12 protein-coding genes are annotated in these 13559 nt (G+C 63.8%); all 12 read right to left on the reverse strand.

The genetic code is table 11. From position 1 onward, the window contains the following. Positions 1–422: 422 nt before the first annotated feature. The 12 genes from HH800_RS13820 to nuoG all read right to left on the reverse strand — a co-directional run bounded on the left by HH800_RS13820 (position 423) and on the right by nuoG (position 13557). Complete coding sequence (locus tag HH800_RS13820; RefSeq protein ID WP_007714730.1) at positions 423–692, reverse strand: DUF1467 family protein; 270 nt, start codon at positions 690–692, stop codon at positions 423–425. Positions 693–861: 169 nt separating this feature from the next. Then, positions 862–2499: a ribonuclease J gene (locus HH800_RS13825; protein ID WP_169861429.1), complete on the reverse strand. Its 1638-nt coding sequence runs from the start codon at positions 2497–2499 to the stop codon at positions 862–864. Further along, positions 2496–3278: a type III pantothenate kinase gene (locus HH800_RS13830; RefSeq protein WP_017501777.1), complete on the reverse strand. Its 783-nt coding sequence runs from the start codon at positions 3276–3278 to the stop codon at positions 2496–2498. The genes HH800_RS13825 and HH800_RS13830 overlap by 4 nt, the downstream gene beginning before the upstream one ends. 10 nt (positions 3279–3288) lie before the next feature. Then, positions 3289–4002 (reverse strand): biotin--[acetyl-CoA-carboxylase] ligase, encoded by a 714-nt coding sequence (locus tag HH800_RS13835; protein WP_169863330.1) that lies wholly within the window; start codon positions 4000–4002, stop codon positions 3289–3291. After that, positions 3999–5435 (reverse strand): NADH-quinone oxidoreductase subunit NuoN, encoded by a 1437-nt coding sequence (gene nuoN / locus HH800_RS13840; RefSeq protein WP_169861430.1) that lies wholly within the window; start codon positions 5433–5435, stop codon positions 3999–4001. The genes HH800_RS13835 and nuoN overlap by 4 nt, the downstream gene beginning before the upstream one ends. Further along, positions 5435–6988, reverse strand: coding sequence for an NADH-quinone oxidoreductase subunit M (locus HH800_RS13845; RefSeq protein ID WP_007714750.1), 1554 nt, complete (start codon positions 6986–6988; stop codon positions 5435–5437). Before HH800_RS13845 ends, nuoN begins: the two co-directional genes overlap by 1 nt. Beyond that, complete coding sequence (nuoL, locus tag HH800_RS13850) at positions 6988–9069, reverse strand: NADH-quinone oxidoreductase subunit L (protein WP_169861431.1); 2082 nt, start codon at positions 9067–9069, stop codon at positions 6988–6990. The genes HH800_RS13845 and nuoL overlap by 1 nt, the downstream gene beginning before the upstream one ends. A gap of 10 nt (positions 9070–9079) precedes the next feature. Beyond that, complete coding sequence (gene nuoK / locus HH800_RS13855) at positions 9080–9385, reverse strand: NADH-quinone oxidoreductase subunit NuoK (RefSeq protein ID WP_004211745.1); 306 nt, start codon at positions 9383–9385, stop codon at positions 9080–9082. Beyond that, complete coding sequence (locus HH800_RS13860; protein WP_004211740.1) at positions 9382–9993, reverse strand: NADH-quinone oxidoreductase subunit J; 612 nt, start codon at positions 9991–9993, stop codon at positions 9382–9384. The genes nuoK and HH800_RS13860 overlap by 4 nt, the downstream gene beginning before the upstream one ends. Positions 9994–10022: 29 nt before the next feature. After that, complete coding sequence (nuoI, locus tag HH800_RS13865) at positions 10023–10508, reverse strand: NADH-quinone oxidoreductase subunit NuoI (protein WP_004211738.1); 486 nt, start codon at positions 10506–10508, stop codon at positions 10023–10025. Then, a complete protein-coding gene (gene nuoH / locus HH800_RS13870) occupies positions 10505–11554 on the reverse strand; it encodes an NADH-quinone oxidoreductase subunit NuoH (protein ID WP_017501781.1) in 1050 nt (349 codons plus the stop codon). Before nuoH ends, nuoI begins: the two co-directional genes overlap by 4 nt. After that, a complete protein-coding gene (gene nuoG, locus HH800_RS13875) occupies positions 11551–13557 on the reverse strand; it encodes an NADH-quinone oxidoreductase subunit NuoG (protein ID WP_169861432.1) in 2007 nt (668 codons plus the stop codon). The genes nuoH and nuoG overlap by 4 nt, the downstream gene beginning before the upstream one ends. Positions 13558–13559: the final 2 nt, after the last annotated feature.

Consider the following 13559-nt stretch of genomic DNA (forward strand, 5'->3'; position numbering starts at 1 on the left):
GGCCACGATCAGGATCACCGTCCCGCACCACCGACGCGACAGTCAGGCGACAGGGACGCGACAGCGGCGCGACAATTCCGGACATGTTTGCGTGAGGGGGACGGCTGTTCATGGCCGGAGTAGATCATGAACGGGCCGAATAGGACAGAGGGTGTGCGGCCTTGGTCGGCTCGCGCTCGCAAAGCAAGAAAAGCGGGATGCCGGGTCAAGCCCGGCATGACGGGATTGAGGATGGAATCTAGCGACCACTTGCGGACGTTTCCTACTCCCCTCCCTTTCAGGGAGGGGCTGGGGGTGGGTGCGCCGCGTAGCGGCGGTCTACGGTCGATAGGGCAGAAGCTCGCTACGCTCGCCACCCACCCCAACCCCTCCCTGGAAGGGAGGGGCTATGTCTTGTTCCAACCCAACTCCGTCATCCCCGCTCAGCGTGGCGGATGGAGGCCGGGGATGTTGTCGATCGTGACCCAGCCCTGCACATAATTGGCATAATAGAGGCCGAACAGGACGGCCGAGAGCAGGGTGGCGCGGAGCATGACGCGGCCGGGGCGGAAGTTGCTGGGGGCGCTGTCCGCCTGGCCCTTCAGCAGTAGCTCGCCCGTCTCGTCGGGCGTGCGCAGGCCGAAGGGCAGGACGAGGAAGGCGCTGATCACCCAGAACAGCACATAGATGGCGAAGATGGCGTACCAGTTCATCCGGCCGGCCCGTTATTGCAGCGCATACCCCTATCCTCTCCCGTCATTGCGGCGCTTCTTCGCTCGCCATGACGATTCAATCTTGATCTGCCTGAGCCTAAAGGCTTCCGGCTGTCAGCGAAAGCGCCGTTCGCCTTGCTCCCGCAGGATGGCGAACGGCACTCTCATATCATGCGCGGATCAGCAGCACGTCGACGATCGGCTTCTTGCCGGTCCAGCGGGTGGCGGTGCGGCGCACGGCGAGCCGCAGCCGTTCGCGCAGGGCTTCCTGCTCCATCGATCCCTTGGCGACGGCCGCCGCAGCCTCCTCGGCCGCTTCGGCGAGGAAGGCGTCCTTGTCTTCCTCCACCGGCACGCCCTGGGTGCGCAGCACGGGTTCGCCGATCAGGCGGTTCTTCGCGTCGAGCGCCACGGCGACGCTGATCTGGCCGTGCAGGCCGAGCTTGCGCCGCTCGTTCATGGTCGCGCCGTCGGCGGGCAGGATGACATCGCCGTCGAGCACCAGACGGCCGGTATCCTCATGGCCGATGATCGTCGGCTTGCCCGGTGCCAGGCGCAGCAGGTCGCCGTTCGACTGGACCACGGCATCGGGGATGCCGGTGGCGAGGCCAAGCCGCGCCTGCTCCGCCATGTGGCGACGCTCGCCATGGACCGGCAGCAGGATGGCGGGGCGGATCCAGCGATACATGGATTCCAGTTCCGGGCGGCCCGGATGGCCCGAAACATGGACCTCGGCCTGGCGGTCGGTCACCATGATGATGCCCTTGGTCGCCAGCGCATTCTGGATGCGGCCGATCGCGATTTCATTGCCCGGAATCTGCTTGGACGAGAAGACGACGGTGTCGCCCTCGGCCAGCTTGATCGGGTGGCTGTCAAAGGCGATGCGCGACAGCGCGGCACGCGCCTCGCCCTGGCCGCCGGTGGCGATGAACATCACCTCCGAACGCGGCAGGTCCATCGCATCGTCCCAGTCGATCAGCGGCGGGAAATCCTTGAGATAGCCGGCGGCCTTGGCGGTGCTGATGATGCGGTCGAGCGAGCGGCCGGCGACACACAGCTTGCGCCCGGTGGCGGCCGCGACCTCGCCCAGCGTCTGCACGCGCGCGGCGTTGGAGGCAAAGGTCGTGACCAGCACCCGGCCCTTCGCCGCTGCGACGGTCTGCATCAGGCCATCGCGCACGGTGCTTTCAGAACCCGATGGTTCTGGATTGAAGACATTGGTGCTGTCGCACACCAAGGCCAGCACGCCTTCGTCGCCGATCGCGGTCAGTTCCTCCGGGGTCGAGGGCTGGCCGAGCAGCGGGGCGGCGTCCAGCTTCCAGTCGCCGGTGTGGAAGATGCGGCCGTGCGGCGTATCGATCAGGACGGCATTACCTTCCGGGATCGAGTGGGCCAGCGGCACGTAGCGGAAGCCGAACGGACCGAGATTGAAGCTGCCCTCATTCTCGATGACGTGGAGCTTGACCTCCTTGGTCAGGCCCTCTTCCTCCAGCTTCAGCCGGATCAGGCCCGCGGTGAAGGGCGTGGCATAGAGCGGCACGCCTAGGTCCGCCGCCAGATAGGGGATGGCGCCGATATGGTCTTCATGGCCATGGGTCAGCACGATGCCGAGCAGGTCGTCCTTGCGCTCCTCGATGAAGGCAAGGTCGGGCAACACCAGTTCGACGCCGGGATAAAGCGGGTCGGCAAAGGTCAGGCCGAGATCGACCATGACCCATTTGCCCTGGCAACCATAAAGATTGACGTTCATGCCGATCTCGCCCGAGCCGCCGAGGGCCAGGAAGAGCAGCTCGTCCTTGGGTGTCATTCTGTCTGTAAACTCCGTTCGTACAGCAATGCGAGGCCCTGGATCGTCAGGTCGGGCGCGATCGCATCGAAAATATCGCTATTGTCATTGAAGAGGACAGCGAGTCCTCCGGTCGAAATCACTTTGGTCGGGCGGCCGATCTCGGCCCGCATCCGGGCAACCAGCCCCTCCATCATCGCCACATAGCCCCAGAAGACGCCGATCAGCATGGCGTCGGCCGTGGTCCGACCGATAACCGATCGGTTCTCTGGCGGGGCGATCGCGATGCGGGGCAGCTTGGCCGCGGCCGCCACCAGCGCATCGAGCGACAGGTTGATGCCCGGCGCGATGATGCCGCCCTTATAGGCGCCGCGATAATCCACCACGTCGAAGGTCGTCGCCGTGCCGAAGTCGATGACGATCAGGTCGCCCTCGTAAAGATGGTGGGCCGCGATCGCGTTTACAACCCGGTCGGCGCCGACCGAGGCGGGTTCCGCCACGTCCAGTTCGATGCCCCAGTCGACCAGCCCCTGGCCGGCGACGAGCGCGGTCGTCTTGAAATATTTGTCGGCCAGCACCTGAAGATTGTGGAGCGCGCGCGGCACGACCGTGGCGACGATCACCGCGTCGACATCGGCCATGGCATAGCCTTCCAGCATCAAGAGCTGGTTCAGCCACACGGCATATTCGTCGGCGGTGCGGCGTGGGTCGGTGGCGATGCGCCAGCGCGTCTTGATCTCACGCCCGTCAAGCAGCGCGAAAACGACATTGGTGTTGCCCGCGTCGATCGCGAGAAGCATGGCCGAACCCTCAGATGAGAAAGATATCGCCGGCATGAATGGCATGGGTATCGCCATTCGCCAAGCGCAGGATCAACATGCCCTGGCTGTCGAGCGTGCCGAAGCCGCCCTCCACCACGTCGCCATCGGGCTGGACGACACGCATCGGCGTGCCGGTCGGATGGGCATTGAGCAGCCAGTGGGCGCGCACCGGATCAAGCCCCTGGGCCCGCCAGATCGCCAGCCAATGGCCGAAAAGCTGGGCGAGACGCTCCAGCAGCGCAGCGGCGTCCGCCCCCTCCCCGTCCGCGCCTTGCGCTGCGAGGCTGGTGACCGGACGGTCGAGCCCCTGCGGGAAATGGGTGACGTTGATGCCGATGCCGACCACCACGGCATCGCCGGTGCGTTCCAGCAGGATGCCGGCGATCTTCGCGCCGTCGACCAATATGTCATTGGGCCATTTGATCCGCGCCTGTCCGGCACAGAGCGGCGCGACCAGCGCATGGACGGCGTTCGCCGCGACCAGCGCCAGCGTGTGCGCCATCGGGTCGCCCGGCTGCAGCCGGATCAGGGTCGAGCAATAAAGATTGCCGACCGGGCTTTCCCACGCCCGGCCCAAACGACCGCGGCCTCCGGACTGTCGCTTTGCGCGCAGCCAGAGGCCCTCGGTTTCACCCTGCTCCGCCAATGCCAGCATGTCGGCATTGGTGGAGCCGGTTTCTTCTACGGTGCGAAACTGCGTCAGAACAGCGAAGCCGCCGCAGCCGCGCTGGCCTTGTCCAGCAGCGGGTTGAGCAGATAACCGAAGACGATCACGATGGCGCAGGCGGCCATGATGATGTTTTCGACCGCCCCACCCTTCGCCTCATAAGGCGCGGCCGGCTCGTCGAAATAGATCGTCTTGATGATCTTGAGATAATAGAAGGCGCCGATCACCGACATGGCGATGCCGAAGGCGGCGAGCGCGGTCAGGTTGGCAGCGACCGCGGCATCGAACACCAGGAACTTCGCCCAGAAGCCGAACAGCGGCGGGATACCGGCCATCGAGAACATGAAGATCGCGAAGGCGGCCGACAGGCCCTTGCGCGACTGCGACAGGCCCGCAAGGCTGGCGATCGTGTCGACCGGCTTGCCGTCGGCATCACGCATCTGGAGGATGCAGGCGAAGGCACCGATGGTCATGACGACGTAGATCGCCATGTAGCTCATCGTCGCGGCAACGCCGGCGGGCGTGCCGGCGGCGAGGCCAACCAGCGCGAAGCCGACATTGTTGATCGACGAATAGGCCATCAGACGCTTGATGCTGGTCTGGCCGATCGCCGCGACCGCACCGAACAGGATTGACGCGAGTGCAACGAAGATGATGATCTGCTGCCAGTCGAGACCGGCCGGGCCGAGCGCTTCGATCGCGACGCGGACCATCAGGCCCATCGCGGCGACCTTGGGCGCGCTGCCGAAGAAGGCAGTGACCGGCGTCGGCGCGCCTTCATAGACGTCGGGCGTCCACATGTGGAACGGCACGGCGCTGATCTTGAAGGCGAGGCCCGCGAGCACGAAGACCAGGCCGAACAGCTCGCCCTTCGACACGCCGTCACCCATGGCAATGGCAATGCCGTCGAACGCGGTCGAACCGGTGAAGCCGTAGAGCAGCGAGATGCCGTAGAGCAGGATGCCGCTGGCCAGCGAACCGAGCACAAAATATTTCAGGCCCGCTTCCGACGACTTCTCGTCCTGGCGCATGAAGCTGGCCAGCACGTAGGACGCGAGGCTGTTCATTTCCAGGCCGACATAGAGCGTCAGCATGTCGCCGGCCGAGACCATCATGCCCATGCCGATGGCGGCAAAGACGATCAGGACGGCATATTCGGGGCGCACCGCGCCGTCGGTGGCGAAGAAGCGCGGGGCCAGCAGGATGGCCGCACCGGCCGCGCCATAGATCAGCGCCTTGGCATAGACCGAGAAGGCGTCGGCACGGACCAGACCGTCGAACGCGACCGGGCCATGCGCCATCGAGGTGCAGAGGCTGAGGCCGGCAGCCAGCAGTGCGAGCACTGCCAGCCAGTTGACGGCATGGGTCGAGCGGTCACCACCAAAGGCGGCGATCAGCATCAGCACCAGGCCGGAGCCGGTGAGGATGAGTTCCGGCAATACGGCCAGAAGGGAAGCGGTTTCGATCATTAGTGCGCCTCCCCGTGCGCAGCGGCTTCTTCATGATGGCCCTCGCCTACCGGCTTGGGCGCACCCATTTTGATCTGGGAATCTCCTGCGGGAGCCGCAGGGGCGAGACGCGCTTCGAGCGCGCGGATGTCGGGACGCATCGGGGCCAGGAAGCTTTCCGGATAGACGCCCATCCAGAGCACCGCCGCGGCAATCGGGGCGAGCAGCCAGATTTCACGCGCCGACAGGTCGGGCATGGCAGCGGCATCGGCGTTCACCTGATCGCCGTAGCAGATGCGGCGATAGAGGTAGAGCATATAGGCCGCACCCAGGATGATGCCGGTGGTGCAGATCAGCGCCGCCCAGGTCGAAACCTGATAGATGCCCATCAGCGACAGGAATTCGCCGACGAAGTTGCTGGTGCCCGGCAGACCGACCGAAGCCATGGTGAAGAGCAGGAACAGCACGGCGTAGCGCGGCATGTTGATCGCGAGGCCACCATAGCGGTTGATCTCACGGGTGTGCAGCCGGTCATAGATGACGCCGACACAGAGGAACAGCGCGCCCGAGACGAGGCCGTGGCCCAGCATGACCATCATCGCGCCTTCCAGGCCCGCCTGGTTGAAGGCGAACAGGCCGATGGTGACGATCGCCATGTGCGCGACCGACGAATAGGCGATCAGCTTCTTCATGTCCGACTGAACCAGCGCGATGAGGCTGGTATAGACGACGGCGACCATCGACAGGCCCCAGACCCAGGGCGCGAGCTGTGCCGAGGCTTCCGGGAACATCGGCAGCGAGAAGCGGATGAAGCCGTAGCCCCCCATCTTCAGCAGCACGCCTGCCAGGATGACCGAACCGGCGGTCGGCGCCTGAACGTGCGCGTCGGGCAGCCAGGTGTGGACCGGCCACATCGGCATCTTCACCGCAAAGCTGGCGAAGAAGGCCAGGAACAGCCAGATCTGGATCTTCGGATCGAAGTTGTAGGCCATCAGGTCGGGAATGCGGGTCGTGCCGGCCTCATGCACCATCCACATCATCGCGATCAGCATCAGGACCGAGCCGAGCAGCGTGTAGAGGAAGAATTTGTACGAGGCGTAGATACGGTTCGCACCACCCCAGATACCGATGATCAGATACATCGGGATCAGGCCGGCTTCGAACATGATGTAGAAGAGGTAGAGATCCTGCGCGGTGAAGACGCCGATCATCAGCACCTCCATGAACAGGAACGCCGCCATATATTCGCCGACGCGCTTGTTGATCGCGTTCCAGCTGGCGCCGATGCAGATCGGCATCAGGAATACGGTCAGCGCGATCAGCAGCAAGGCAATGCCGTCGATCCCGAGCGCCCACGCGAAGCGGCCGAAGATCGGCGCATATTCGGTGAACTGCCACTGGGCGCCGGCGCCCGACTGATCGAAATTGACCCACAGGACGATGCCCAGGACCAGATCGACCAGCGTGGCGATCAGCGCAATCCAGCGCGCATTATTGGCGCCAGCGAAGAGGCAGGCGATGGCACCAGCCATCGGCACTGCCATCATCAGGGAGAGGATGGGGAAGCCGTCCATTATCGTGTCATCGCCCAGGTTGCAGCCGCGGCGAGGCCAATCAGCATCACCAGCGCATAGGTGTAGAGGTAGCCGGACTGAAGCCGACGGGTGATCTTGTTGCCCTGCACGACCAGAGCAGCCAGCCCGTTGGGGCCGAAGCGGTCGATGAAGCCGACGTCACCGAACTGCCAGAAGAAGCGGCCGATGGCGAAGGCGGGCTTGACGAACAGGAAGTTGTACAGCTCGTCAAAATACCACTTGTTCAGCAGGAACTGGTGCAGGGCGCCGAAGGTGGCGACGAAGCGCTGCGGCCAGTCGGTGTTCTTGATGTAGGCGAGCCAGGCAATGACCAGGCCGGTCAGCATCACGGTGAACGGACCGAACTTGACCCAGGTCGGCACTTCATGCGCGGCGTGCATCAGGTGGCTGTCGAACGCCAGGGCGCCCTTCCAGAACTCGATGCCCCCTTCCGGACCAATGAACTGGTCGTGGAAGACGAAGCCGGCGAACACGGCGCCCAGGCTGAGCACCAGCAGCGGAATCAGCATGACCAGGCCGCTTTCATGCGGGTGGTAGCCACCGGTGCCGTCGCCAGCGTCATGGGCATGATGGTCATGGCCATGATCGGCGTGCGCGTGGGCATGATCGTCATGACCATGGCCGGCATGGGCGTGATCGTCATGGCCGTGGCCGTGATCGTCATGCAGCGCATGCTGGATATGTTCCGACTGGGTCCAGCGCGGCTTGCCGAAGAAGGTCAGGAAGACCAGGCGCCAGCTGTAGAAGCTGGTCAGCAGCGCGGCGAACACGCCGACATAATAGGCACCGATGCCCGCACCGCCCGACGCGAAGGCCGCTTCGAGAATGCCGTCCTTCGAATAGAAGCCGGCGAAACCGACGCCGACGAGCGGCAGGCCGACGCCCGTGATGGCGAGCGTGCCGAGCGTCATGGTCCAGAAGGTCACGGGGATCTTCTTACGCAGGCCGCCATAGTAGCGCATGTCCTGCTCATGGTGCATCGCATGGATGACCGAGCCAGCGCCCAGGAACAGAAGCGCCTTGAAGAAGGCGTGGGTGAAGAGGTGGAACATCGCCGCGCCATAGGCGCCGCAACCGGCCGCAAAGAACATGTAGCCCAGCTGCGAACAGGTCGAATAGGCGATGACGCGCTTGATGTCGGTCTGCACGGTGCCGACGGTGGCGGCGAACAGACAGGTGGCGGCACCGACATAGGTGACCACGGTCAGCGCGGTCGGCGACATTTCGAACATCGGCGACAGGCGGCAGACCATGAAGACGCCGGCGGTGACCATGGTGGCCGCGTGGATCAGCGCCGACACCGGGGTCGGGCCTTCCATCGCGTCGGGAAGCCAGGTGTGGAGGCCGAGCTGCGCCGACTTGCCCATCGCGCCGATGAACAGCAGCAGGCAGAGCACGGTCATGGTGTCGAAGCGGTGCCCCAGGAAGCCAATGGTCGAACCCGCCATCGACGGGGCCATTTCCAGGATTTCCGGGATCGAGATGGTATTGAACACCAGATAGGTGCCGAAAATGCCCATCATGAAACCAAGGTCGCCAACGCGGTTGACGACGAATGCCTTGATCGCGGCCGCATTGGCCGAAGGCTTACGGAACCAGAAACCGATCAGCAGGTAGGAGGCCAGACCCACGCCTTCCCAACCGAAGAACATCTGCAGCAGATTGTTCGCGGTCACGAGCATCAGCATCGCGAAGGTGAAGAGCGAGAGATAGGCGAAGAAGCGCGGCTGATCCGGCTCTTCGTCCATATAGCCCCAGCTATAGAGGTGGACGAGGCTGGACACGCTGGTGATGACCACCAGCATGACCGCCGTCATGGTGTCGACCCGCAGTGCCCACTGGGCGTCGAAGCTGCCGCTTTCGATCCAGGTGAAGACGGGCGCGACATAGGGTTCGGCGTGGCCGGTCAGGAAGCTGATGAAGATCGGCCAGGACATGGCGCAGGCTGCGAACAGCGCGCCGGTCGTGACGATCTTCGCCGGGATCTTGCCCAGGGCCTTGTTGCCAAGGCCGGCGATGGCTGCGGCAAGCAGCGGGAGAAGGACGATAAGCTGGATCATGGGATTTGGCTCAGCCCTTCATCCGGTTGACATCGTCGACGGCGATGGTGCCGCGACCACGGAAGTAAATGACGAGGATGGCGAGGCCGATGGCCGCTTCACCCGCCGCGACGGTCAGCACGAACATCGAGAAGACCTGGCCCACCAGATCGCCCAGGAAGGCGCTGAAGGCGACGAGGTTGATGTTCACGCTGAGGAGGATCAGCTCGATCGCCATCAGGATGATGATGACATTCTTGCGATTGATGAAGATGCCGAGCACCCCCATCACGAAGAGAATGGCGCTGACCACCATATAATGTTGAAGGCCGATCACAGCTCCACCCCCTGCCCCACGGGCTGATTGATGTTGCGCACGGCGTCCTGCGGACGACGGCGGTTCTGCTTGGCAACATTCTGACCACGGACGCCGCCACGGGCACGATGGGTCAGCACGATGGCGCCGATCATCGCGACCAGCAGGACGATACCCGCCGCCTCGAACAGGAAGATGTAGCGGGTGTAGAGAATGCCGCCGATCGCCTGGATGTTGGAAAGTTCCGGATTGGCCGGGGCCGCACGCTGCGCGAGTTCGATCGGACCGGCGCTCCACAGGCCGATGCCGAGGACGATTTCGGCCAGCAGCACGAGCGCGATCAGCAGGCCGAACGGCAGATAGCTGACGAAGCCGGCGCGCAGTTCGGCGAAGTCGATGTCGAGCATCATGACGACGAACAGGAACAGCACCGCGACCGCGCCGACATAGACGATGACAAGCAGCATCGCGATGAATTCGGCGCCGAGCAGGATCATCAAACCGGCAGCGTTGAAGAAGGCCAGGATCAGCCAGAGGACCGAGTGGACCGGGTTGCGCGACAATATCGTGAGCGCGCCGCTGCTCACCACCAGAATGGCGAACAGGTAAAAGGCGAGGACGTGGATCACAGGTTCATATTCCCTTTGACGCCGGCGGCTTAACGATAGGGGGCATCGGCAGCAAGATTGGCAGCGATGGCACGCTCCCACTTGTCACCGTTTTCCAGGAGCTTGGCCTTGTCGTAGATCAGCTCCTCGCGGGTTTCGGTCGCGAACTCGAAGTTCGGGCCCTCGACAATCGCATCGACCGGGCAGGCTTCCTGGCAGAAGCCGCAATAGATGCACTTGGTCATGTCGATGTCGTAGCGCGTGGTGCGGCGGCTGCCATCGTCGCGCGGCTGCGCCTCGATGGTGATCGCCTGCGCCGGACAGATGGCCTCGCACAGCTTGCACGCGATGCAGCGCTCTTCCCCGTTGGGATAGCGGCGCAGCGCATGTTCACCACGGAAGCGCGGCGAAATCGGGTTCTTCTCATAGGGGTAGTTGATCGTCGCCTTGGGCTTGAAGAAATACTTCAAGGTCAGCCAGTGCGCCTTCACGAACTCCCAGAGGGTGAAGCTTTTGACGTAGTAACCGAGGCTCATTGTGCGCCTCCATAGCGCGTCAGCATGAGGAAGCCAGAAACCAGGAAGACGAAGAAGAGCGAGGTCGGCAGGAAGATCTTCCAGCCCAGCCGCATCAGCTGGTCATAACGGTAACGGGGCACCGTCGCCTTCACCCAGGAGAAGACGAAGAAGAAGAAGGCGATCTTGAGCAGGAACCAGATGATACCCGGCACCAGATAGAGCGGCGCCCAGTCGAACGGCGGCAGATAGCCACCCCAGAACAGGATCGCGTTGAGGCCGCACATCAGGATGACGTTGGCATATTCGCCGAGCCAGAACAGGGCGAAGGCCATCGACGAATATTCGGTCTGGTAACCCGCGACCAGTTCGGATTCCGCTTCGGTCAGGTCGAACGGCGCGCGTGCCGTTTCCGCCATGGCCGAAATCAGGAACATGATCGCCATCGGGAACAGCAGCGGGTTGAAGCCGTTGCCGTTGAGGAAGCCATAATAGCCCTTCTGGCTTTCCACGATCGCCGACATGTTGAAGCTGCCGGCCCACAGCACGACGGTGATCAGGATGAAGCCGATCGAGACTTCATAGGAGATCATCTGCGCGCTGGCGCGGATCGCGGAGTAGAAGGGATATTTGGAGTTGGACGCCCAGCCCGCCAGCACCACGCCGTAGACGCCGAGCGACGAGATGGCGAGGATGTAGAGCAGGCCGACATTGACGTTCGACACCATCACGCCGACGCCGAAGGGGATGACGGCCCAGGCCATCAGCGCCACGGTGAAGGTGATGATCGGCGCGATCAGGAACAGGGCCTTGTTCGACGCCGAGGGAACGATGGTTTCCTGCAGGAAGACCTTCAGGCCGTCCGCGAAGGACTGAAGCAGGCCCAGCGGGCCGACGACGTTGGGACCACGGCGCAGCGCCATGGCCGCCCAGATCTTGCGGTCGGCATAGATGATCATGGCGACGGCCAGCATCAGCGGCAGTGCGATGACCAGAATGCCGATAATGGTCGAAAGCAGCCAGGCGCCCTCGAAAGGCAGGCCAAGGCCTTGGAAGAAAGCGGTCACTCTGCGGCCTCCGCGAAGCTTTCACCATGGATCAGCTCGGCCGAGCATTGCTGCATCGTCGGGCTGGCGCGGCAGATCGCGTTGGTGAGGTAGAAATCCTTGATCGGCGAACCCAGCTCACCGGTAGCGCCGGTGGGGAGCGACGGGACCGACCAACCATAGTCGGCGATACCTTCGACACCGAGCGCGGGAACCGCCTTGACCATTTCGGCGCGCAGCGCGTCGAAGCTGTCGAACGGCAGCTTGGCACCCAGCGCTTCCGACAGGGCGCGCAGGATCGACCAGTCCTCGCGGGCGTCGCCCGGCGCGAACACGGCCTTTTCACCGAACTGCACCCGGCCTTCCAGGTTGACGTAGGTGCCGGCCTTTTCGGCATAGCTTGCGCCCGGCAGGATCACGTCCGCCGCATGGGCGCCCTTGTCGCCATGATGGCCGACATAGACCTTGAAGCTGGTTTCGAAGGCCGAATAGTCGACCTCGTCTGCGCCCAGCGAGAAGAGCAGCTTCGGCGCGGCCGCAGCCACCGCCTTGATGCCGCCCTTGGTCGCATAGCCCAGCATCAGGCCGCCCATGCGGGCCGCCGCGAAGTGCAGGACGTTGTAACCGTTCCAGCCGTCCTTGATCAGGCCCAGCGTATCGACCAGCGCCAGCGTGTCGCCATGCGCGCCGTCCTTGGCCAGCACGCCGCCACCGACGATCATCGCCGGACGGGCAGCGCCCTTGAAGGCTTCGAGCACGGCGTCCGGCAGCTTAGCCAGCAGCGACGCATCATTGCCCAGCCATTCGACCTTGTAGGTCAGGTCGAATTCCGGACCGACGGCGAAGACCTTCGCGCCCTTCTTGATCGCCTTGCGGATGCGGGTGTTCACCAGCGGCGCTTCCCAGCGCAGGTTGGTGCCGACCAGCAGGATGACGTCCGCAGTTTCGAGATCGGCGAGCGGCGTGTTGAACACCACCGACGACAGGCTCGACACGTCGTAGGACAGGCCGGTCTGACGGCCTTCCAGCAGCGAACCGCCGAGCTTTTCGACCAGCGCCTTGCCCGCGAACATGGTTTCGCAGTCGAGCAGGTCACCGGCGATCGCCGCGACGCTGCCGCCATGCTGGACCGCGGCGACAGCGGCGAAGGCTTCCGCCCAGGTCGCCGGAACCAGCTTGCCATCCTTGCGGACGAACGGCTTGTCGAGGCGCTTGCGGACCAGACCGTCGACATTGTGACGAGTCTTGTCCGACGCCCACTCCTCGTTCACGTCGTCATTGATGCGCGGCACGGCGCGCAGCACCTGACGACCACGGCTGTCGAGGCGGATGTTGGTGCCGAGCGCGTCCATCACGTCGATCGCATGGGTCTTCTTGAGTTCCCACGGACGCGCTTCGAAAGCATAGGGCTTGGCGGTCAGCGCACCGACCGGGCAGAGATCGACCACATTGCCCGACAGCTCGCTCTTGGCGGCATGTTCGAGATAGGTGGTGATCTGCATATTTTCGCCGCGATAGATGGCGCCGATTTCCGGCACGCCCGCGACTTCCTCTGCAAAGCGCACGCAACGGGTACACTGGATGCAGCGGGTCATGACCGTCTTGACGATCGGACCCATATTCTTCTCGGTGACGGCGCGCTTGTTTTCGTCATAGCGCGACGAACCACGGCCATAGGCCACCGACTGGTCCTGCAGGTCGCACTCGCCGCCCTGGTCGCAGATCGGGCAATCCAGCGGGTGGTTGATGAGCAGGAACTCCATCACCCCTTCGCGGGCCTTCTTGACCATTTCGCTGTCGGTGCGGATTTCCTGGCCTTCAGTGGCCGGAAGCGCGCACGACGCCTGCGGCTTGGGCGGCCCAGGCTTCACCTCGACCAGGCACATGCGGCAATTGCCGGCGATGGAAAGGCGCTCATGATAGCAGAAACGGGGGATTTCCTTCCCCGCCTGCTCGCAAGCCTGGAGGACTGTGGCGCCCGCCGGGACTTCGAGTTCTACGCCGTCTACTTTGACCTTCGGCATGG

It is taken from the genome of Sphingobium yanoikuyae (assembly GCF_013001025.1).
Taxonomy (GTDB): domain Bacteria; phylum Pseudomonadota; class Alphaproteobacteria; order Sphingomonadales; family Sphingomonadaceae; genus Sphingobium; species Sphingobium yanoikuyae_A.

Bases quoted from the DNA above. Each gene is read 5' to 3' on its own strand.
- HH800_RS13820 (WP_007714730.1), bottom strand. From the start codon at position 692: ATGAACTGGTACGCCATCTTCGCCATCTATGTGCTGTTCTGGGTGATC.
- HH800_RS13825 (WP_169861429.1), bottom strand. From the start codon at position 2,499: ATGACACCCAAGGACGAGCTGCTCTTCCTGGCCCTCGGCGGCTCGGGC.
- HH800_RS13830 (WP_017501777.1), bottom strand. From the start codon at position 3,278: ATGCTTCTCGCGATCGACGCGGGCAACACCAATGTCGTTTTCGCGCTG.
- nuoN (WP_169861430.1), bottom strand. From the start codon at position 5,435: ATGATCGAAACCGCTTCCCTTCTGGCCGTATTGCCGGAACTCATCCTC.
- HH800_RS13845 (WP_007714750.1), bottom strand. From the start codon at position 6,988: ATGGACGGCTTCCCCATCCTCTCCCTGATGATGGCAGTGCCGATGGCT.
- nuoL (WP_169861431.1), bottom strand. From the start codon at position 9,069: ATGATCCAGCTTATCGTCCTTCTCCCGCTGCTTGCCGCAGCCATCGCC.
- nuoI (WP_004211738.1), bottom strand. From the start codon at position 10,508: ATGAGCCTCGGTTACTACGTCAAAAGCTTCACCCTCTGGGAGTTCGTG.
- nuoG (WP_169861432.1), bottom strand. From the start codon at position 13,557: ATGCCGAAGGTCAAAGTAGACGGCGTAGAACTCGAAGTCCCGGCGGGC.